The organism is Pseudoxanthomonas fibrivorans (genome assembly GCF_041464125.1).
GTDB lineage: Bacteria > Pseudomonadota > Gammaproteobacteria > Xanthomonadales > Xanthomonadaceae > Pseudoxanthomonas.
In genome coordinates, this window is record NZ_JBGNUG010000001.1 from 2483789 (window position 1) to 2504506 (window position 20718).

General features: G+C 71.4%; 18 protein-coding genes and 1 tRNA gene. 10 read left to right on the forward strand and 9 right to left on the reverse strand.

Annotated features, from left to right (window positions below; translation table 11 throughout):
- Positions 1-20 precede the first annotated feature (20 nt).
- From ACA089_RS11490 to dtd, 4 genes are all read right to left on the reverse strand, one after another.
- Positions 21-359 (reverse strand): outer membrane lipoprotein, encoded by a 339-nt coding sequence (locus ACA089_RS11490; RefSeq protein ID WP_372016900.1) that lies wholly within the window; start codon positions 357-359, stop codon positions 21-23.
- Positions 360-613: 254 nt separating this feature from the next.
- Positions 614-689: transfer RNA gene (locus tag ACA089_RS11495), tRNA-Ile, on the reverse strand.
- Between the two features lie 116 nt (positions 690-805).
- On the reverse strand, positions 806-2665 hold the full coding sequence (rpoD, locus tag ACA089_RS11500; protein WP_372016902.1) for an RNA polymerase sigma factor RpoD: 1860 nt from the start codon (positions 2663-2665) through the stop codon (positions 806-808).
- 120 nt (positions 2666-2785) lie between these two features.
- The gene (dtd, locus tag ACA089_RS11505) at positions 2786-3226 is read right to left on the reverse strand and encodes a D-aminoacyl-tRNA deacylase (RefSeq protein WP_372016904.1); all 441 of its coding nucleotides are present in this window, start codon (positions 3224-3226) and stop codon (positions 2786-2788) included.
- Positions 3227-3328: 102 nt separating this feature from the next.
- Between dtd and ACA089_RS11510 the strand changes: the two genes are divergently transcribed.
- The 3 genes from ACA089_RS11510 to ACA089_RS11520 all read left to right on the forward strand — a co-directional run bounded on the left by ACA089_RS11510 (position 3329) and on the right by ACA089_RS11520 (position 6416).
- Complete coding sequence (locus ACA089_RS11510; protein WP_372016906.1) at positions 3329-4255, forward strand: lauroyl acyltransferase; 927 nt, start codon at positions 3329-3331, stop codon at positions 4253-4255.
- Between the two features lie 107 nt (positions 4256-4362).
- A complete protein-coding gene (locus tag ACA089_RS11515; protein WP_372016908.1) occupies positions 4363-4893 on the forward strand; it encodes a PH domain-containing protein in 531 nt (176 codons plus the stop codon).
- Entirely contained in the window at positions 4890-6416 is a 1527-nt protein-coding gene (locus ACA089_RS11520; protein ID WP_372016910.1) for a PH domain-containing protein, read from the forward strand. Before ACA089_RS11515 ends, ACA089_RS11520 begins: the two co-directional genes overlap by 4 nt.
- Before the next feature lie 36 nt (positions 6417-6452).
- Here the strand turns inward: ACA089_RS11520 and ACA089_RS11525 are convergent, their stop codons facing one another.
- On the reverse strand, positions 6453-7484 hold the full coding sequence (locus ACA089_RS11525) for a CDP-glycerol glycerophosphotransferase family protein (protein WP_372016912.1): 1032 nt from the start codon (positions 7482-7484) through the stop codon (positions 6453-6455).
- A gap of 105 nt (positions 7485-7589) precedes the next feature.
- Between ACA089_RS11525 and ACA089_RS11530 the strand changes: the two genes are divergently transcribed.
- Positions 7590-8438, forward strand: a complete 849-nt coding sequence (locus tag ACA089_RS11530; RefSeq protein ID WP_372016914.1) for a glycosyltransferase family 2 protein — start codon at positions 7590-7592, stop codon at positions 8436-8438.
- A 110-nt stretch (positions 8439-8548) separates the two neighbouring features.
- Here ACA089_RS11530 and ACA089_RS11535 read toward each other — a convergent pair whose 3' ends face one another.
- Both ACA089_RS11535 and ACA089_RS11540 read right to left on the reverse strand, forming a co-directional pair.
- Positions 8549-8926 (reverse strand): EF-hand domain-containing protein, encoded by a 378-nt coding sequence (locus ACA089_RS11535; RefSeq protein WP_372016915.1) that lies wholly within the window; start codon positions 8924-8926, stop codon positions 8549-8551.
- Positions 8926-10125: a DesA family fatty acid desaturase gene (locus ACA089_RS11540; protein WP_372016916.1), complete on the reverse strand. Its 1200-nt coding sequence runs from the start codon at positions 10123-10125 to the stop codon at positions 8926-8928. The genes ACA089_RS11535 and ACA089_RS11540 overlap by 1 nt, the downstream gene beginning before the upstream one ends.
- 140 nt (positions 10126-10265) lie before the next feature.
- On the opposite strand from ACA089_RS11540, the gene ACA089_RS11545 reads away from it, so the two are divergent.
- The 5 genes from ACA089_RS11545 (at position 10266) to ACA089_RS11565 (ending at position 17185) form a co-directional block, all read left to right on the forward strand.
- Positions 10266-11117 (forward strand): ABC transporter ATP-binding protein, encoded by an 852-nt coding sequence (locus ACA089_RS11545; protein WP_372016918.1) that lies wholly within the window; start codon positions 10266-10268, stop codon positions 11115-11117.
- A 2-nt stretch (positions 11118-11119) separates the two neighbouring features.
- Complete coding sequence (mutM, locus tag ACA089_RS11550) at positions 11120-11935, forward strand: bifunctional DNA-formamidopyrimidine glycosylase/DNA-(apurinic or apyrimidinic site) lyase (RefSeq protein ID WP_372016920.1); 816 nt, start codon at positions 11120-11122, stop codon at positions 11933-11935.
- 173 nt (positions 11936-12108) lie between these two features.
- Positions 12109-12687 carry an ECF-type sigma factor gene (locus tag ACA089_RS11555; protein ID WP_372016922.1) on the forward strand — a complete coding sequence of 193 codons (579 nt, stop codon included), beginning with the start codon at positions 12109-12111 and terminating at the stop codon, positions 12685-12687.
- Positions 12688-12708: 21 nt separating this feature from the next.
- Positions 12709-15552, forward strand: coding sequence for a protein kinase domain-containing protein (locus ACA089_RS11560; RefSeq protein WP_372016924.1), 2844 nt, complete (start codon positions 12709-12711; stop codon positions 15550-15552).
- A 43-nt stretch (positions 15553-15595) separates the two neighbouring features.
- Positions 15596-17185 (forward strand): OpgD/OpgG family glucan biosynthesis protein, encoded by a 1590-nt coding sequence (locus ACA089_RS11565; protein WP_372016926.1) that lies wholly within the window; start codon positions 15596-15598, stop codon positions 17183-17185.
- Positions 17186-17206: 21 nt separating this feature from the next.
- On the opposite strand, the gene ACA089_RS11570 is transcribed toward ACA089_RS11565, so the two are convergent.
- A complete protein-coding gene (locus tag ACA089_RS11570; RefSeq protein WP_372016928.1) occupies positions 17207-17827 on the reverse strand; it encodes a thymidine kinase in 621 nt (206 codons plus the stop codon).
- A 17-nt stretch (positions 17828-17844) separates the two neighbouring features.
- Positions 17845-18573 (reverse strand): SEL1-like repeat protein, encoded by a 729-nt coding sequence (locus ACA089_RS11575; RefSeq protein WP_372016930.1) that lies wholly within the window; start codon positions 18571-18573, stop codon positions 17845-17847.
- A gap of 171 nt (positions 18574-18744) precedes the next feature.
- Here ACA089_RS11575 and ACA089_RS11580 point away from each other — a divergent pair, with 171 nt between their 5' ends.
- Entirely contained in the window at positions 18745-20718 is a 1974-nt protein-coding gene (locus ACA089_RS11580; RefSeq protein ID WP_372016932.1) for a UvrD-helicase domain-containing protein, read from the forward strand.

Below are 20718 nucleotides of genomic sequence, written 5' to 3' on the forward strand. Positions count from 1 at the left end.
GGCATTGCGGTCCCGGGTGCTCAGCGGGCGACGCGCGTGGTGGTGCCGTCGTTGGTGACGCGCACCCGGTCGCCGACGCGGTAATCGCTGGCCGATCCCGGCTGCACGACCACGATCGGCCTCCCCGATTCCAGCCTCACGGTGAACTCGACGCCGGCGGTGCTGCGGGCCAGCGTGCGGCTGGCCTCGATCGTCACCGGACGCAATGCCTCGATCGTGCCCCACTCCACGCTCTGCACCTGCCCTGCGCCACCGGGCGCGAACGTGCTGCTGTCCCGCGGGGAACTGGAACAGCCTGCGAGGAGTGCGGCCGGGATGACGAGCGACATCAGTACTGCCTTGCGCAACTGGCGGTTCATGATTCGACTCCTGGTGGTGGAAGCCGGCATCGCCCACCTTGCCGCAGGTGCACGCACGCGCCGTGCACGCGAAAGCAGAAGGCGGACTGCCTGCCGGGCCACCTTACTCGCTTCATGTGGCGATGCAACGTCGTTGCGAGGCCGGCGGAAGGCAGGACGGCGGCGATTCTCGCGCCGCGCGCGGTGACCGCGGACGCCGCGCAGCGGATGCGTGCAAACGGCCGGTCGGGCCGCGTCGGCGGGAACCTGACGCGTGGTGGGCCCACCAGGATTCGAACCTGGAACCAAGGGATTATGAGTCCCCTGCTCTAACCGTTGAGCTATAGGCCCGCCTGGTCGGGCAGTGTAGTGGAGCGGCGGAGCGCGCCGCCACAGGCGTCCGCCGGAAAAGGCAAGGGCCCCGCATGCGGGGCCCTCGCGGTGACGCGGGTGGAACCGCGCGCGGGTCAGTCGATGTCGAGGAAGCTGCGCAGCTGTTCCGAACGCGACGGGTGGCGCAGCTTGCGCAGCGCCTTCGCCTCGATCTGGCGAATGCGCTCGCGGGTGACGTCGAACTGCTTGCCGACTTCCTCGAGGGTGTGGTCGGTGTTCATGTCGATGCCGAAACGCATGCGCAGGACCTTGGCCTCGCGCGGGGTCAGGCCGGCCAGCACGTCGCGGACGGTTTCCGACAGGTTGATGTTGGTGGTGTTCTCGATCGGGGACTCCACGTTGGTGTCCTCGATGAAGTCGCCCAGGTGCGAGTCCTCGTCGTCGCCGATCGGCGTTTCCATGGAGATCGGCTCCTTGGCGATCTTCATGACCTTGCGGATCTTGTCCTCGGGCATGTCCATTTCCTTGGCCAGCTCCTCCGGCGTGGCCTCGCGGCCGTACTGCTGGAGCATCTGGCGGGAAATGCGGTTGAGCTTGTTGATCGTCTCGATCATGTGCACCGGGATGCGGATGGTGCGCGCCTGGTCGGCGATCGAGCGGGTGATCGCCTGGCGGATCCACCAGGTGGCGTAGGTCGAGAACTTGTAGCCGCGGCGGTACTCGAACTTGTCGACCGCCTTCATCAGGCCGATGTTGCCCTCCTGGATCAGGTCCAGGAACTGCAGGCCGCGGTTGGTGTACTTCTTGGCGATGGAGATCACCAGGCGCAGGTTGGCCTCGACCATCTCCTTCTTGGCCTTGCGCGCCTTGGCTTCGCCATAGGCCATCTGCCGGCCGATCTCGCGGATGTCGGCCAGGTCCAGGCACATGGCCTGCTCGATCGCGATGGTCGCCTGCTGCTCGGACACGATCTGGTCCTTGACGTCGCGCAGCGCCGAGGACCACTTCTGCTTGCGCTTGAGGACCTCGTCCACCCATTCCAGGTTGACCTGGTTGCCTTCCCACGCGCGGATGAAATCCTTGCGCGGCATGTGCGCGACGACCGTCGCCAGGTGCAGCACGCGGCGCTCGTGGTCCTTGATCTCGCCCATCACCTCGCGCAGCTTGCGGACGAGGGTGTCGGTCAGGGCCAGCGGCAGCTTGAAGGTGACGAACTGCTCGGCCATCTCGCCGCGCATCTTGATCACGTTCTTGGCCTGCGGACCGGCCTTGGCGTTGGCCTTCTTGAACTTGGCGTACTCGGCGGCCAGCACTTCCATGCGGCGCGCGACTTCGGCCGGGTCCGGACCGGTCGGGCCGGCCTCGGCCTCCTCGTCCTCGCCCACGTCCTCGTCTTCGTCCTCGTCGGCCTCGGCATCGCCATCGACCTCGGCCGCGATGGCCGCCGGTTCCGGCGTCTCCTCGACCAGGTCGTTGAAGCCGACCACCACTTCGGCCAGGCGCTTCTTGCCGGCCTTGTGCAGTTCGTATTCCTCGAGCAGCAGCTCGATCGACCACGGGAAGCTGCCCAGCGCGGCCTGGACCTGGCCCAGGCCTTCCTCGATGCGCTTGGCGATGGCGATCTCGCCCTCGCGGGTCAGCAGCTCGACCGTGCCCATCTCGCGCATGTACATGCGCACCGGGTCGGTGGTGCGGCCGCCTTCCGAATCCAGGGCGGTCAGCGCGGCGGCGGCTTCTTCGGCGGCTGTGTCGTCGATCTCGCGGTTGCCGGTATTGCCGTCGTTGAGCAGCAGGGTCTCGGCATCGGGGGCGACTTCATGGACATCGATGCCCATGCCGTTGATCATGCCGATGATGTCTTCGATCTGCTCGGCGTCGACGATGTCGTCGGGCAGGTGGTCGTTGACCTCGGCGTAGGTCAGGTAGCCCTGCTCCAGGCCCTTGCTGATGAGCTGCTTGATTTCGGATTGCTGGGCTGGACGTTCGTTGGCCATGTGCGGCGCCACCGGGGTCAGGTTGGTGAAGTGAACCTAGCATTATAACAGGGCACCGGCCGGAAGGCCGCTGGACCCTTGTGCGTCAATGACTTGCAGCCTGCCGGCGTTCAGCGCGGATCAGGCCCGCAACAGGAAAGTGACCGGGCCGTCATTGACCAGGCTGACCACCATATGGGCACCGAAGCGCCCGGTTTCCACCCCGCCGGCATGCGCCGCCCTGCACGCCTCGACCAGCAGGTTGAAGGCCCGTTCAGCCTCTGCGGGCGGGGCGGCGGTACTGAAGCTCGGGCGCATCCCGGCCGCGGTATCGGCGGCCAGGGTGAACTGGCTCACCAGCAGCAGGCCGCCCCCGGTATCCGCCACCGAACGATTCATCTTGCCGGCATCGTCCGGGAAAACACGGTAACCGAGCAGCTTGCGGGCCATGCGCGCGATCGTGGCCGAATCGTCGCCAGGCTGCACGCCGACCAGGGCAAGCAGGCCGGCATCGATCCTGCCCATGGTCGAACCGTCCACCTCGACCGAGGCCCGGGTGACACGCTGGATCAGGGCAAGCATGGAGGCACCGCCAGGACGAGGGGCCGCCAGCATCGGCGGACCGGACGGCGTTGTCATCCCACCCGTGCAGGAGCGGGAGCCGGCCCGGATAGACTTGGAACGATGTCCGCCAAACGCCAGGCCCGCCTCCTCCATGCCGCCAGCCGCCTGCTGGGCATCCTGCCGTGGCCGGTGCTCTACCGCCTAGGCGACGGGATCGCCGCGCTGTGGCGCGTCGGCGGCGCCCGCGAAAGCCGGGTCGCCCGACGCAACCTGGAGCTCGCCTTCCCCGGGATGGACGGGCCCGGGCGCGACGCGCTGCACCGCCGGATCCTGCGCACCACCGCGCGCCAGGCGCTGGAAACCCTGAAACTGTGGACCCGACCGCCGACGGCCAACCTCTCCCTGCTGCGCGAACGCCACGGGGAAGCCCTCTATGACGCGGCGCTGGCCGCCGGCCACGGCGTGATCGTCGCGGCCCCGCATTTCGGCAACTGGGAGCTGCTCAACCAGTGGCTGGCTTCGCGTGGACCGATCGCGATCGTGTACCGGCCGCCGGAAGCGGCAGTGGGCGACGAATTCCTGCAGCGGGTGCGCGGCGTGGACAACGTGCGCCAGGTGCGCGCCGAAGGCCCGGCCGTGCGCCAGCTCTGGAAGATGCTGAAGGAGGGCGGCGCGGTGGGCATCCTGCCCGACCAGCAGCCCAAGGCGGGCGACGGCGAGTTCGCGCCGTTCTTCGGGGTGCAGGCCCTCACCATGACCCTGCTTTCGCGGCTGGCCGAGCGCACCGGGGCGCCGGTGCTGCTGGCGTGGTGCGAGCGCATCGGCGACGGTCCCGGCTTCGCCCTGCACGTGGAGCCCGCGCCACCCGCGATCGCCGACCCCGATCCGGCCCGGGCGGTGGCCTGCCTCAACGCCGAGGTCGAGCGCATCGCGCGGCGTGATCCATCGCAGTACCAGTGGACCTACAAGCGCTACACGCTGCGCCCGCCCGGCAGCGGCGAGATCAATCCCTACGAGCAGCGGGAATGGGCCAAGCGCCCGGCGTGAGCCCGAAGGCGCCGGACGGTCGACCGTCGGCCGCCCGCAGCCGCGCGGCCGCGCATCCGGCCGCCTGACCGCTTACGATCCGGCATCCTTCCCTCGCGACGACAGCCGTGACCGAAACGACGTCCGCCACGCCACCCCCGCTGGACGCGGGCATCCCGGAGGCACTCGCCACCGCCGACTGGCAGCCGCTGCCACGGCGCGGGGCGCTGCTGCACGCGCTGGGTGCCGGCATCGGGCTGGCGATCCCCGTCGGTTTCGGCCTGGGGATGCTGTCGTCCGCGTTCCTGGACCTGCCGCGCGTGCTGGCGATTGCCATCGCCGCCGCGGGAGGGCTGGCGCTCGGCGCCGGCATCGGCCTGCTGCGTCACCGGCGGATCGGCTGGAAGCTGGACGCCGAAGGATTCGCCACCCGGCGTGGCGGGCTGTGGCGCACCGAGACGCTGGTGCCGGTCTCGCGCGTCCAGCACCTGGACCTCGAACGCGGGCCGCTGGAGCGCAAGCTGGGGCTGGCCACGCTGGTGGTGCACACCGCCGGCACGCGCATGGCCGCGGTCAAGCTGCCGCTGCTGGCACTGGAGGATGCCGAGGTGCTGCGCGCGCACCTGGCCCGCCAGGTCGAAGTCGACGACGCCCTGTGAGCACGCCCGCCGGCCCGGCCGCGAACGAGCAGCGACTGCACCGCTGGTCCTGGGTGTTCGTGCTGCTGCAACAGCTGCGGCAGTTCATCGTCCCGCTGGTGGTGCTGCTGGTCGCCGGCCGCCGCAGCGGCCCCGGCGGCGATTTCGCCGAGTGGGCGCCGCTGGTCGGCGTGGGCGCACTGGTGGTGGTGTCGATCCTGCAGTACTTCACCTACCGCTACCGGATCGGCAGCGACGGCATCACCATCCGCAGCGGGCTGCTGCAGCGGTCGCAGCGCGAGATCCCGTTCGCGCGGATCCACAACGTCGGACTGCACCAGTCGCTGCTGCACCGGGTGTTCAAGGTCGCCGAGGTGCGCCTGGAATCCGCGGGCGGCCAGAAGCCGGAAGCCCACATGCGGGTGCTGGGCATCGACGACGCGCTCGCCCTGGAACGGATCGTGCGGCACCAGGGCGCGGACACCGCCGCTGCGGGCGGCCCGGCCGATGGTGCGCCGGCGGAGGTCGCTTCCGGTGGCCGGACGCTGCTGGCGCTCCCCACCGCCGAGGTGGTGCGGCTCGGCCTGGTTTCCAACCGCGGGATGATCGTGTTCGCCGCCGGCTTCGGCCTGCTTTGGCAGCTGTTCCCCGACGAGCGGCTGATCGCGCGCTACGCCAGCGATTCGTTCGAGCAGGCCGCCGGCTACGCGGGCGACCTGCACCTGGGCTGGACCGGGATCGCCGGGGCCACCTTCGCCGCGATCGGGCTGTTCGTGTTCCTGCTGCGGCTGCTGTCGGTGGCGCTGGCCCTGAGCCAGTACCACGGCTTCCGCCTGAGCGAGACCCAGCGCCGCCTGACGGTCGAGCGCGGCCTGTTCGCGCGGATGCGCACCAGCGTCGCGCCGCGGCGCATCCAGGCCTGGCTCCTGCAGGAGACCCTGCTGCACCGCTGGTTCGGCCGGCGCAGCCTGCGCATCGACACCGCCACCGGCGGCCGCGAGGACGACCCGCGCAAACTGCGCGAGCTGGCGCCGATCGCCACGCCCGAGGCCTGCGATGCGCTGGCCATGCACCTGTTGCCGGGCGTCGCCTGGCCGCCCGCGCAATGGCGGCCGCTGCCACGGCAGGCGGGCTGGCGGCTGTTCCTCGGCGACGCGCCCTGGACCCTGCTGGCGGCCGCGGTGCTGGCCTGGAACGTGGGACCCTGGGGCCTGCTCGTGCTGGCGTGGCTGCCGTGGTCGGCCTACGCCTCCTGGCGCCAGGCCGGGCGGCTGGGGTACGCGGTGGATGCGCGCCTGGTCGCGGTGCGTGGCGGCTGGTGGTCGCGCTGGTGGCGGTTCGCCGAAGTGGACAAGCTGCAGGCGCTGCGCCTGCGGCGTTCGCCGGTCGACCGCTGGCTCGGCACCGCTTCGCTGTGGATGGACACCGCCGGGGCCGGCGGCATGTCGCCGCCGCTGCGGATCCGCTTCCTGCCCGAGGCGGAAGCGCGCGCCCTGTACGCGCAGCTCGGACGCACCCTGGCGTCGCGGCGACTGCGCTGGTGAGGTGGTCGCCGGCGCCGGCCGGCGGCCCCGGATGGATCAGACCTTGGCCGGTCCCCAGTAGCCGATGCGCTTGCGCAGCTTCAGCTTGCGCCATAGGTTGAGCGGCTTGGGCTTGCGGTTGCGGCCACCGGCGGCGACGAACGCGTCGATCGCATCGAGCACGCGCTCGCTCGAATGCCCGTCGCGGTACGGGTGCAGCTGGTCGGCGAATTCGCGCACCGCCGCCATCAGCTCGGGCGGCCGCGACAGCGCGCGCCGGATCGCCGGCTCGAACTGCGCGGGGTCGTCGATGTCGATCAGCTGCGGGCCGGGACGGCGGTTCTTGAAGGTCACCACCGGCTTGTAGGTCAGCAGGAACTCGTTGAGCGCGGAGGAAGTGTCCGAGCACATCATGTCCACCTGCGGGAACAGGTCGAGGATGTTGTCGTTCTCGGCGAAGACCAGGTGGTCGTTCTGCAGCGCCTTGTACTTCGCCACCATCTCCGGGTCCATCTTCGGATGGAACGTGACGATCCAGCGCCATTCGCCGCTGCGCGACAGGCGCGCGATCTCGTCATACAGCACCGGCGCCGCGCTCCACGACGGCGAGAACGTGGAGTGGTACAGGACCACCGGCGGCTGGCGCACCGGCTCGGGGGCGTCGCCCAGCTGCGCCATGAACGGATCGATCTTGGGGAAGCCGGTCTCGCTCACCGCGAAGTGGCCGAGCTCCTGCGACAGGGCGGTGAAGGCGGCGGTGTCGCGCGGCCCGGTCGTGCAGTAGAGGTCGAAGAAGCCGCGGATGTAGATATGGCGCGGCTTGCCCGCGTCGAACCCGTGGAAGGTCTCGACCTTCACCCCCGGGAAGAAGTGCGGCACCGCATTGGACGAGGTGATCACCGCGTACGGATCCCAGGCCCGCACCTCCGCGACGGTCAGCAGCTTCTCGTCGGCGGCCAGGTCCTCGGCGCCCGGTCCGTCGAAGAACCATGCGGTCTCGCCGCCGCGCGCGCGGATCGCCGCCTGGATCGGGCGCAGGATCGCCAGCGCGTATCGCTCGGAACCGTACAGCAGGTAGTGTTTGGGCACGTGGCACTCCCGGGGTGCGCGGGGACTGGCGCGATTATCGCACCGGCACGCGCACCGACGGACGGCCTGCTAGGCTTCCGCCACCTTCGTGCCCTCTCCCGCCGAATGCCCGCCCACCGCCATGCCGCCGCTCCGCCCGCCGACGGGCCCGCCGCCACGCCGGCCCGGGCGCCGCTGTCGGCGTGCGTCATCGCCTTCAACGAGGCCGACCGCATCGGCGACTGCCTGGCTTCGCTGGCGTTCTGCGACGAGGTCGTGGTGGTCGACTCCGGCTCGACCGACGGCACGCGCGAGGTCGCGCAGCGCGCGGGTGCGCGGGTACTGGTGCGACCGTTCGACGGTTTCCGCAGCCAGAAGCAGTTCGCGGTCGACCAGTGCGCCCACGAGTGGGTGCTGAGCCTGGACGCCGACGAGCGCGTCGACGCCCGCCTGCGGGCGGCGATCGAGGCCGAGCGCGCCGCCGGCTTCGCCCGGGCGGCCGGCTACCGCTTCGCGCGCATGTCGGAGTACTACGGCCGCTTCCTGCGCCATGGCACCGCCTACCCGGACCGGGTCCTGCGCCTGTTCGACCGCCGCCGCGGCGGCTGGCGCGGCGACCGCGAGATCCACGAGGCGGTCTCGGTCGACGGGCCGGTCGCGCTGCTGGCCGGCGACCTGCTGCACCATCCCTTCCGGTCGTTCATGCAGCTGCTCGACAAGAAGCAGCGCTACGCGCGGATGATGGCCGAGCACGATTTCGCCCGCGGCAAGCGCGCGACGCTGGGCAAGCTGGTACTGGCGCCGGCCTGGCGCTTCTTCCGCGGCTTCGTGCTCAAGGCGGGGTTCCTCGATGGCTGGCCGGGCCTGGTCGAATCGTTCGTCAGCGCCAACTACGTGCGGCAGAAGACGATCATGCTGTGGCTGCTGCAGAACGGGCAGCCGCTGGTGGATCCGCCACGCACGCGGGCCGACTGACCGGGCTACGCGGCGCGGCCAGGCCGCGTCGCGGCTTTCTCCGTCGCATCGACGGCATCAACGCCGGGGTGGGCCTGCGACGAACCTCGTACCTGCCCGGCACGCGGACGCTACTGCGGCGGCGCCGCCAGTTCGCGCGCGTCGAGGTAACCGTCCTTGTTGGCGTCCTGGCGGACGAAACGGTCGGCCAGGCGCTGGCGGTGGGTCTCCAGGCTGAGCGGCCTGCCCTTGCTGCCGGGCTGTTCCGAGGGCGCCAGCACGCCGTCGCCGTCCACGTCCATCCGCTCGAACGCGTAACCCATCCAGGCCACGTACTCGGCCTGCGAGACGCGGCCGTCGCCGTCGCTGTCCATGCGCGCCAGATAGTCGCCGGTGCGCTCGACCTGGGCCAGGGCATGGCCCGCGATCAGCAGGCCGGCGCAAAGCAGCAGGCCCGGGCGATGACGCCCGGGCCTGGGTCGGCGCCGCGCGGGAGCGAGGCGTGGCATCAGTGCGCCAGCGCGTAGCCCTTGAGCCGCATCGAATACTCCTGCAGCGCGCGGATGCCGCTGGCCTCGGCTTCCTGGCACCAGGCCTGCAACTGGCGCAGGCGCTCGGCGGCGTCGTTGCTGCGCGCCTCGAGCAGGGCCGACAGGCGCGCCCGGTGTTCGACCAGGGCCTGGATCCGCGGCCGCTGGGAAACCCACGAGCGCAACTGCTCGCGCGCGTCCGGCTTGAGCCAGCGCCCGTCGTCGACCAGCCCCCTGCGCATGCGCCGCGGCAGCAGTTCGCGCAGCTTGGCGCCGGCGGCAGCCGCTTCCTCGCGCAGGGCCGGCTTGAGCACGTTGCGCTGGTAGTCGGTCATCGCCTGGAAGCGGTGAGACAGCAGCGCGCGCAGGGTTTCGGTGTCCGGTGCGGCGATGTTCGGGCGGATGTCCAGGCTCGGCGCCACGCGCAGCACCTTGGCCAGGCCGACCTTCTCCAGGCCCTTGATCGCGGCCCAGCCGATGTCGAACTCCCAGCGCCGCATCGAGAAGCGCGCCGAGCTCGGGAAGGCATGGTGGTTGTTGTGCAGCTCCTCGCCGCCGATCCACACCCCCCACGGGGTGAGGTTGGTCGAGGTGTCGGCCGATTCGAAGTTGCGGTAGCCCCACCAGTGGCCCAGGCCGTTGACCACGCCGGCGGCCCAGAACGGGATCCAGGCCATCTGGATCGCCCACAGGGCCACGCCCATCGCCCCGAACAGGGCGAAGTTCAGGAACAGCAGCGCGGTCGGGCCGAGGTTGGCGTGGGGGGTGTAGAGGCGGCGCTCGATCCAGTCCTCCGGCGCGCCCTTGCCGTACTGCTCGATCGACGGGCGGTCGGCCCGCGCCTCGCGGTACAGCTCCACGCCCTCCCAGAACACCTTGCCGATGCCGCGGGTCTGCGGGCTGTGCGGGTCTTCCTCGGTCTCGACCTTGGCGTGGTGCTTGCGATGGATGGCCACCCACTCGCGGGTGATCATCGAGGTCGTCAGCCAGGTCCAGAAGCGGAAGAAATGGTTCAGGGCCGGGTGGAAATCGACGCCGCGATGGGCCTGGCTGCGGTGCAGGTACAGGGTCACCGAGAAGATCGTCAGCTGGGTGAAGACCAGCAGCACGACCAGCATGCCGAGCCAGCCCAGGCCGGCGAGGCCGGAGACGAGGAAATCGATCAGTACATCGGACATCGCAGGCAGGCCCCGGTAGCGTGAAGACGCGCGGGACACGCGCCCGCGTGGCGACATGATGGCGCCTGATCCGGCAAACTTCACCTGTCCGCCGCGTATGTTGTTCATCTGCGGCCTCCCGCGAAGAACGCCCGTCACAGATGCCGTCCCCCGCCCCCCTCTCCGCCGCGGACGCCGCCCGCCCGCCGCTGATCGAACTGGACCGCGCCAGCGTCATCCGCGGCCAGATCCGGGTCCTCCACGAGCTTTCGCTGCGGATCGACCAGGGCCAGCACACTGCGGTGCTGGGTGCCAACGGCTGCGGAAAGTCCACCCTGATCAAGCTGATCACCCGCGAGCTCTACCCGCTGGCCCGGGCCGGGGATACCCCGCCGGTACAGGTCCTCGGCCAGGCGCGCTGGCAGGTGGACCGGCTGCGCTCGCAGCTGGGCATCGTGACCGGCGATTTCGGCGCCAACCTGGCCGACATGCCCCAGCTCACCGCCGAGGACGCGGTGCTCAGCGGGCTGTTCGCCTCCTTCGTCGTGCCGCCGTTCCGCGAAATCACCGACGACATGCGCAGCCGCGCGGTCGAGGCGCTCGATCGCGCCCATGCGCTGCCGCTGCGCGGCCGGCTGTACGCCGAGCTGTCCACCGGCGAGGCCCGCCGCGTGCTGATCGCCCGGGCGCTGGTCAACCGCCCGCAGGCGCTGCTGCTCGACGAACCGGGCACCGGACTGGATCTGGTCGCGCGCGGCCACCTGCTGGCGATGCTGCGCTCGCTCGCCCGGCAGGGCGTGACCCTGGTCCTGGTCACCCACCACATCGAGGAGATCGTCCCGGAGATCGACCGGGTGGTGGTGCTGCAGCAGGGCCGGGTCCTCGCCGACGGGCCGCGCCATGCCACCCTCGACGGCGAACTGCTCGCCCGCGCCTTCGGCGGCCCGGTGCGGGTATGGCAGGAGGACGCCGGCGACGGCCAGCGCCACTACCTGGCCGCCGCGGGGAGCTGACCGTGCCCGAGCTGCCCGAGGTCGAAACCACCCGGCGCGGCCTCGCCCCGCACGTGGAAGGGCGGCGGATCACCGCCGTGGTGCTGCGCCGGCCGGACCTGCGCTGGCCGATTCCGGACGAGATCCGCGATCGCCTGCCCGGCCGCCGCATCGCCGCGGTCCGGCGGCGGGCCAAGTACCTGCTGATGGACACCGATGCCGGGGACAGCGCGCTGCTGCACCTGGGCATGTCGGGGATGCTGCGGGTCCTGCCCGGCGACACGCCCGTCGGTGCCCACGACCATGTCGACCTGGCGCTGGATTCCGGCCGGGTGCTGCGCTTCACCGATCCGCGCCGCTTCGGCAGCCTGCTCTGGCAACCGGCCGGGACCGAGCACGAACTGCTGCGCGGGCTCGGCCCGGAGCCGCTGTCCGACGGCTTCGACGGCGACTGGCTGTTCGCCCGCAGCCGCGGCCGCAGTGCGCCGGTGAAGGCCTTCCTGATGGACCAGCGGATCGTGGTCGGCGTCGGCAACATCTACGCCGCCGAGAGCCTGTTCCGCGCCGGCATCTCGCCCGCGCGCGCGGCCGGCAAGGTCTCGCGCGAACGCTACGCGGCCCTGGCCGGCGCGGTGCGCGGGATCCTCGCCTATGCGATCACCCGCGGCGGCACCACCCTGCGCGACTTCCTCAGCCCCGACGGCGCGCCGGGGTATTTCGAGCAGGAGCTTTCGGTCTATGGCCGCGGCGGCGAACCCTGCCACGCCTGCGGCACGCCGTTGCGCGAAGCCAGCATCGGCCAGCGCGCCAGCGTCTGGTGCCCGCGCTGCCAGCGCTGAGGGGGGCGGTGGCCGGTGGGGGGCGGCTTCGCCAGCGGCGCGCGCGGTGCCGGGCGTGGCCCCCGCAGGGTTCCCGCGGCGCCTTCCGGGCATGCTTCATGCCAACCCGCCGGTCCGCCCGCCACGCCAAAAGCCGCTATATTCGGCGCCTCGCCGATGTCGTGGAGACGACGATGGCCGGTCCTGACGAGAGTTCCCCCGAAATCACCGTGTGGCTGGATGCCGCGCGCGGCGGAGACCGCCAAGCGCTGGACCGCGTGCTCGGCACGCTCTACCAGGAACTGCACACGCTGGCGCGCCGACAGCTATCGGGCCAGCAGAACAACACCCTGGACCCGACGTCGCTGGTCCACGAGTCGTACCTGAAGCTGGTCGGCGCTTCCAATGGCGCCCGCTTCGAGGACCGCGCCCACTTCTTCGCCTACGCCGCCTCGGCCATGCGCAGCGTGGTGGTCGACTACGCCCGCAACCGCATGGCGCGCAAGCGCGGCGGCGACCTCAAGCGCGTGGCCGAGATCCCCGAGGAGGCCGAAAGCAGCCTGCGCCTCGACGAGAACCTGCTGGCGCTGGACACCGCGCTGGAACGGCTGGCCTCGGTCGACGCGAAACTGGCCAAGGTCGTCGAGCTGCGCTACTTCGCCGGGCTGTCCGAACAGGAGATCGCCGAGCTGCTGGACCGGTCCGAGCGCAGCGTCCGCCGGGACTGGCAGAAGGCGCGGATGTTCCTGCTCGCCGCCATGCGCGAGGACTGACGGCCGGAGCGGACGGCAGCCATGGACGCCGAGCGCTGGCAGCGCCTGTCGCCGCTGCTCGACGCCCTCCTCGACCTGCCTCCGGCCGGTCGCCTGGACGAGCTCGAGCGCCTGCGCGCCACCGAACCGGCGCTGGCCGCCGAGCTCAAGGCGCTGCTCGCCGCCGAGGACACCGACCCCGACTTCCTCCATGACCCGTTGCCGGGCACGCGCCCGGCCTCGCGCGAAGGCACGCGGCTGGGGCCCTACCAGCTCGAACGCCTGCTGGGCGAGGGCGGCATGGGCCAGGTCTGGCTCGCCGAGCGCGCCGACGGGCTGTACCGGCGCCAGCTGGCGCTGAAGCTGCTGCGCCCCGGCTATGCCGACCCCAACCTGCGCCTGCGCTTCTCCCGCGAACGCGAGATCCTGGCGCGGCTGCAGCATCCCAACATCGCGCGCCTGCTCGACGCGGGGATCGGCGAAGGCGACCAGCCCTACCTGGTGCTGGAGTACGTCGAAGGCGTGCCGCTGACCGACTACTGCCGCGACCACGCGCTGCCGGTGGAGGCGCGGCTGCGCCTGTTCCTGCAGGTGTGCGCGGCGGTCAGCCATGCCCACGCCAACCTGATCGTGCACCGCGACCTGAAGCCGTCGAACATGCTGGTCACGGCCGGACGGGACGTGCGCCTGCTCGATTTCGGCATCGCCAAGCTGCTCGACCGCGACGGGGTCGAGGCGACCCACGCCCGTACCGAGGTGCGCGCCTTCACCCTGCACTACGCCGCGCCCGAGCAGGTCCGCGGCGAACCGGTGAGCACGCTGACCGACGTGTATTCGCTGGGCGTGGTGCTGTACGAACTGCTGGCCGGCGACAAGCCCTACCGGCTGCGCCGGCAGAGCGACGCCGAGTGGGAGCGGGCGATCCTGGAGGTCTCGCCGCCGCGGCCGTCGGTGGCGGTGCAGCGCCTGGCCGAGGCCGGGCAGCTGGAGCCGGTGCAGGCACGGCGCCTGGCGCGCCGCCTGCGCGGGGACCTGGACAACATCGCGCTGAAGGCGCTCAACAAGGTCCCGGCCAAGCGCTACGGCTCGGTGGAGGCGCTGGCCCGCGACGTCGAGCGCCACCTCGAAGGCCGCCCGGTCGAGGCCCGGCCGCCGCGCATCGGCTACCAGCTGCAGAAGTACCTGCAACGCCACGCCTGGGGCGTGGCGTTCGGTTCGCTGGCGATGGTCGCGTTGCTGGCCACCCTGGGCCTGACCCTGTGGCATGCGCACGAGGCACGGCACGAAGCCGCCCGCGCGCAGGCGCTGCAGCGCTTCGTGCTCGGCCTGTTCGACCATGCCGGCGGCGCGCAGCGCAGCGAGGGCATGGCCATGCGCGAGCTGCTGTCGGCCGGTGCCCGCCGCGGCGAGAGCGAGCTGGAGGACCAGCCGCGCGCGCGCGCCGAACTGCTGGGGGTGATCGCGCGGCTGTACATCGGCCTCGGCGATTTCCGCGAGGCGCTGGCGCTGTCGGAACGGCAGCAGCGGCTGATCGAGGGCGACGAGGGCGCGGCCGACGGCCTGCGCCTGGATGCGGCCAGCCAGCACGGGCGGGTGCTGCGCCTGCTCAGCCGCTCGCAGGACTGCGTGGCGCGGATGCAGCCGCTCGCCGCCAGGGCGCAGGAACTCGAGGCGACCTCGCCGCAGCAGGCCGCGGACTTCTACATCCAGTTCGGCCGGTGCCGGCGCATGCTGGGCGAGGCGCTGGCGGCCCGGCAGTGGTACGAGCGCGCCATCGCCATCCGCCGCGACGTGCTGCGCGACGATGCCGGCGTGGCCGAAGGGATAATCGACCTGGCCGCACTGGAAAGCGACGCGGCGCGTACGGGCGCGGCCATCGAGCAGTTCCTGGCCGCGCAGCGCCAGCTGCGCGCGCGGCTGGGGGACCGCCATCCGCTGATGGTCGACATCCGCCGCAGCCTGGGCGTCCTCTACCTGGACCGCGGCCAGGCCGCCGAGGCCGAAGCCGCGCTGCGCCCCGGGCTGGCCCTGGCGATCGAACTGCATGGCCCCCACCATCCCTCGACCCTGGCCGTCCGCCGCCAGCTGGGCCTGGCCTACCTGCAGCTGGGCCGCCTGGCCGAAGCCTCGCAGGCGCTGCTCGCCCAGCACGGGCCCACCGAGGCGGCGCTGGGCGCCCGCCATCGCGAGACGGCGCTGAGCCTGGACGCGCTCGGCCGGCTGGCGCTGGAACGGGGCGACATCGCCGCCGCCCAGGCCGCCTTCGGCCGGGCCGTGGCGATCTGGCGCCAGCCCGACGGCCGCCATCTCCTGGACTACGGCCTGGCCGACATGGCGCTCGCCCTGCGGGCCGGCGGGGACGCCGCGGCCGCCGAGGCCACCCTTGCGGAGGCGCGGCGGGTGCGGGTCGCACGACTCGGGGCGAGCCACCCGGCGGTGGGCGACCTCGACCGGATGATGGGCGAACTGCTGCTCGGTCGCGGCGACGCGGACGCGGCCCGGCCCTGGCTCGAGCGCGCCGCCGAACTCACCCGCGTCGGTTATGGCGCCGACGACCTGAGGACGCTGCGGTCGCAGCTGGCCCTGGCGCGCCTGCCGTCGGCGGCCCCGGGCGCGGGCGACGACTCGGCCCTGCAGGGCTTCCTTTCCACCCTGCCCGACGGCCCGGCGTTCGCTCCCCTGCGCTGGGAAGCCCGGGCCTATGCCGCCGGTACCGGTTGCCATGCCGGCGCCAGCCACGGCGGCGAACCGGCGCTGCTCGCGCTCGAAGCCGAACTGCGGCGCGCACGCCCGGAGGGTGGAAGCCTGCAGCGGGAAGTCGAAGCGGTGGCGCTCGCATGCCACGCGCGGCTGAACGGGATCGCGTCGGCCGGGGCGACGCGCTGAGCGCTGTGCGTAAGATGGCGCGCCTCCCCACGCACGCCGCGCCATGCACCGACGCCAGTTCCTGACCCGTGCCTCCGCCGCGCTCGCCGCCATCGGGCTGCCGCTTCCGCTCATGGAGGCCATGGCCAGCCCGCTGCCGTTGGGCGACCGCCATCCGTTCGACTACGCCTGGCTCAAGGGCCATGCCCGCGCCTTGGCCGGCCGGCCGTTCGCCGCGCGCAGCGACGTGCTGCCGCCGCCGGTCGCGGCGCTCAACTGGGACCAGTACCAGTCCATCGGCTTCCGCCAGGACCATGCCTTGTGGGGCGATGTGCCCGGCTCGAAGTTCCAGGCCAAATTCTTCCACCTGGGCATCTACTTCAAGCGGCCGGTGCGGATGTTCGAGGTCGCCGGCGGCCAGGCCCAGGAACTGGCCTACGACCCGGCGATGTTCGACTTCGGCAGGAGCGGGCTGAAAGGCAAGGCGTTGCCTAAGGACCTGGGATTCGCCGGGTTCCGCCTCAACTCGCCCGACGACATCCGCCGCGACTGGGCGGCCTTCCTCGGCGCCAGCTATTTCCGCGCGGTCGGTTCGAGCATGCAGTACGGCCTGTCCGCGCGCGGCCTGGCGATCGACACCGGCATGCCGCGGCCGGAGGAGTTTCCCGACTTCACCGCGTTCTGGCTCGAGCGCCCGGCCCCGGGCTCGGAGACGGTGGTGGTCTACGCACTGCTGGATTCGCCGAGCGTGGCCGGCGCGTACCGCTTCGCCATCACCAAGGGCGAGCCGCTGGTGATGGACGTGGACGCGGCGCTGTACCCGCGCAGGGAGATCGAACGCATCGGCATCGCGCCGGCGACCAGCATGTACCAGGTCGGCGAGAACGACCGGCGCATGGACTGGGACTGGCGCGCGGAGATCCACGACAGCGACGGCCTGGCCATGCACAGCGGCAACGGCGAGTGGATCTGGCGCCCGCTCGGCAACCCGGCGCACCTGCGCTTCAACGCGTTCGCCGACGACAACCCGCGCGGCTTCGGCCTGCTGCAGCGCGACCGCGACTTCGACCATTACCAGGACGACGGCGTGTTCTACGAGAAGCGCCCGAGCCTGTGGGTCGAACCCAAGCAGGGCTGGGGCAGGGGCTCGGTGCAGCTGGTGGAGATCCCGACCATCGACGAGACCTTCGACAACATCGTCGCGTTCTGGAACCCGGAAAAGAAGCCGCAAGCCGGCGAGGAACTGCTGTACGGCTACCGCCTGTACTGGGGCGAGCAGCCACCGGTGCAGCCGCCGCTGGCCAGGACCGTCGCCACCCGCACCGGCCTGGGCGGGGTGATCGGCTTCAAGCGCGACCATTTCTCGCAGCGCTTCGCGGTGGATTTCGCCGGTGGCGAACTGGCCGCGCTGGCCGCGCGCAACGCCACGGTGGAGGCGGTGGTGGAAACCAGCCGTGGCCGCCTGGACACCGTCTCGGCGCGGCCGCTGCATGCGGTCGAGGGCTACCGGGCGATGTTCGACGTGTATCCGGAAGACGATTCCACCGCCCAGATCGACCTGCGCCTGTACCTGCGCCACGAAGGCCGCGCGCTCAGCGAGACCTGGCTGTACCAGTGGAACCCGCCGCCGCCAGCCGAGCGCCGGCTGTACTGACGCGCCCGGCCGGCAGGCGCCCTACAGCAGGGGCGCCTGCAGAGGCTCGATCGTGCCTTCGCCGCGCATGACCTTCTTGAACTCCGGGCGGCTGACCGAAACGTAGCGTTCGTTGCCGCCGATCTCCACCTGCGGGCCGTCGAGCACGGCCCGGCCCTGCGCATCGACGCGCACGTTCATGGTCGCCTTCTTGCCGCTGTGGCAGATCGTCTTGATCTCCTCCAGCTCGTCGGCCCAGGCCAGCAGGTACTGGCTGCCCTCGAACAGTTCGCCGCGGAAGTCGGTGCGCAGGCCGTAGCACAGCACCGGGATGCGGATCCGGTCGACCACTTCGCTGAGCTGCCAGACCTGGGCACGGCTGAGGAACTGCGCCTCGTCCACCAGCACGCAGCCCAGCGGCCCATGGGCCTGCAGGTCGGCCTCCACCAGCCGCTCCAGGTCGGTGTCGCGGTCGAAGGGCGTGCCTTCTGCGCGAAGGCCGATCCGCGAGGCCACCACCCCGCCCCGCCCGCCGCGGTCGTCCAGCCGCGGCGTCAGGATCAGCGTGCGCATGCCGCGCTCGCGGTAGTTGTACGCCGACTGCAGCAGGGTGGTGGTCTTCCCGGCGTTCATCGCCGAGTAGTAGAAATAGAGCTTGGCCACTGGCCTCCCGTTGCAACTTACTTCTGTTTCTTGCCGTCCACGACCTCCGGGTCGCCCACGTCCACGCGCTCGTTGATCGGCGCCTTCCAGATGGCGTCGTGCAGCTGCCAGTAGGCACGGGGCTCCCAGTACTTGTCGGCATAATACTGTTCGCCGCTCAAGGTCATGCCGGTACCGGCCAGCGGGCCGGTCATCGGGATGATGGTCAGCGGGCCGAGGTAGCCGGTGCGGCTGCCGGTCACCTTGCGCCGCTCCTGGACCAGCACCGCTTCCTGGCGCGGCTTGGCCACGTCGTCGCCGTACTGCGCGTAGAGCGCCTTGCCGCGGCTCACCGCCTGCTCGCGCTCGGCCTCGGTCAGCGCGTTCCAGTAGCGTTCGCGGAACACCACGAAGTCGTGGTAGAGGCGCTCGGCGGCCAGGTCCATCCACGCGTACGCCAGCGGCCGGTCCTGCGCCACGCCGATGCCATCCCAGTACATCCCCGCGACCAGCGCCTGCGCCGGCTTGTCGGCGAAGCTGGCCGCGCGGGTGAACGAGGACAGCGCGCGCCCGTAGTCCTTCTTCTCGTACGCGCGCAGGCCGTCGGCCCGCCAGCGCAGGTCCGGGTGCGCGGACAGGAAGCCCTCCGTCATCACGATCGCCGGATCGACCTTCGGCACGGTCCTCGCCTCCTCCGCGCCGGCCGGGCCGGCGAGCGCGGGCGGGGCCACCCCCAACAGGAACACGATGAGCACTGACCTGATCATGGGCGCTTCTCGCCAGGGCCGGGGGCCGGTGCGCATGTAATAGCGCCGTGTCCGGCGCCTGTGCAAGTAAGCCAAAGGGGCACATCCGGCGCGGCTCACCGGCCGACGCGGAAGGGGGGGGCGGGCGGCCATAGTAGACTTCGCCACCCCGGCGCACGTCCCCGCAGTCCGATGCTCAATCCCCCCCAACGCGCCGCCGTGCTGCACGACCAGGGCCCGCTGCTGGTCCTGGCGGGCGCCGGCAGCGGCAAGACCCGGGTCATCGTCGAGAAGATCGCCCACCTGGTCGGCACCGGCCGCTATCCGGCCCGGCGCATCGCCGCGATCACCTTCACCAACAAGTCGGCGAAGGAGATGCGCGAGCGCGTGGCCAAGCGGATCAGGGGCGACGCGGCCGAAGGGCTGACCATCTGCACCTTCCATGCGCTGGGGCTGAAGTTCCTGCAGATCGAGCACGCCGCGGCCGGGCTCAAGCGCGGCTTCTCGATCTTCGACGCCGACGACAGCGCCGCCCAGGTCAAGGACCTGATGCCGGGCGCCAAGCCCGATGCGGTCGAAGACGCGAAGAACCTGATCTCGCGCGCCAAGAACGCCGGCCTGTCGCCGGAGCAGGCGCTGGCCGCGGCGCGTTCCACCCGCGAGATGGAGGCGGCGAAGCTGTACGCGCGCTACCAGGCGCGGCTGGCCTCGTTCAACGCGGTCGACTTCGACGACCTGATCCGCCTGCCGGTGCAGATCCTCGAGGAGAACGCCGAGGTCGTGGCCGGCTGGCGCGAGCGGATCGGCTACCTGCTGGTCGACGAGTGCCAGGACACCAACGACGCCCAGTACCGCCTGCTCAAGGCGATCGCCGGGCCGAAGGGCAACTTCACCTGCGTGGGCGACGACGACCAGAGCATCTACGCCTGGCGCGGCGCCAACCCGGAGAACCTGCAGCAGATGGAGCGCGACTACCCGGCGCTGCAGGTGATCAAGCTCGAGCAGAACTACCGCTGCTCCAACCGCGTGCTGCGCGCGGCCAACGCGCTGATCGCGCGCAACCCGCACCAGCACCTGAAGACCCTGTGGAGCGAGCAGGCCGACGGCGAGCGCATCCGGGTCTGGGAGTGCCGCGACAACGAGCACGAGGCGGAGAAGGTCGCCGCCGAGATCGCGTTCCTGCACGAATCCAAGCAGGTGCCGTGGAACGAATGCTGCATCCTGTTCCGCGGCAACCACCAGTCCCGCGTGCTGGAGAAGGCGCTGCAGCTGCTGCGCGTGCCCTACCACCTCACCGGCGGCACCGCGTTCCTCGAGCGCCAGGAAGTGAAGGACGCGCTGTCCTGGCTGCGGGTGATCGCCAACCCGGAGGACGACGCCGCGTTCCTGCGCGCGGTGCAGTCGCCCAGGCGCGAAGTCGGCGCGACCTCGCTGGCCCGGCTGGCGGAGCTGGCCCAGAGCAAGCACATGCCGATGTCGCGCGCGGCCCAGTCGATGGGCGCGCTGCAGCAGCTGCCGCCCCGCGCGGCCAATGGCCTGGGCGCGTTCAACGACGCCGTCGCCGACCTGCGCGACCACGCCACGAGGCTCAGCGCCGCCGACCTGGTACGCCGGCTGGCGGAGAAGTCCGGCCTGTTGACCGAGCTGCGCGCGCAGTGCAAGGACGAGGCCTCGTTCCAGCGGCGCAAGGCCAACCTGGACGAACTGGCCGAATGGTTCGAAGGCGGCCCGCGCGGCGCGACCGCCGGCGACCTGGCCGCGCAGCTGGCGCTGCTGTCGCGCAACGACAAGGACGACGGCGGCAACCAGGTGCGGCTGATGAGCCTGCACGCGGCCAAGGGCCTGGAATTCGGCTACGTGTTCATCGTCGGCTGCGAGGACGGCACCCTGCCGCACGAGGCCGCGCTGGAGGAAGGCTCGGAGGAAGAGGAGCGCCGGCTGATGTACGTGGGCATCACCCGCGCCAAGACCCGGCTGTGGCTCAGCTACAGTCGCGAGACCCGCCGCTTCCGCGAGAAGGTGCGGCTCAAGCCGAGCCGTTTCCTGGACGAACTGCCGGCGGCCGAGCTGCAGCGCGACGGCGCCGATCCGGTCGCCGACGCGGAGCAGAAGAAGGAGCGGGCCAGCGCCGGCTTCGCCGCGATCCACGCGCTGCTGGGCGATTGA